Raw genomic sequence first — 324 nt, forward strand, 5'->3', positions numbered from 1 at the left:
TGCAGTAAATCGACATGAATCGTTTGCTCTCCGTTGCGTTACTGTTAGCCCTGGCGTTTATGCTTAGCGGTTGCGGCGACAGTGTGGAACTTCACAGTAAGCTTACCGAACAAGAAGCAAATGAGGTCATTGCCGAGCTTGCCGACAAGAACATTCGCGCTCAAAAATCATCCGCCAAAGATGGCGTTGTAGTTGCAGTCAATGCACAAGACATCGGCCGTGCAGTGCGCACCCTCGAAGCGGCAGGTTTACCTAGATTAGCGCGGACGACCTTAGGAGATATATTTCGAAAAGAAGGCGTTATTTCAACGCCCTTGGAAGAAC

The 324-nt window shown here is 49.7% G+C and carries 1 pseudogene; it reads left to right on the forward strand.

Features of this window, described 5'->3' with window-relative positions:
- Nucleotides 1-14: 14 nt before the first annotated feature.
- Nucleotides 15-324: pseudogene (locus AC0L3B_RS38920) on the forward strand (hypothetical protein); the annotation flags it as partial.

This window comes from Bradyrhizobium sp. Kon56 (assembly GCF_055807635.1).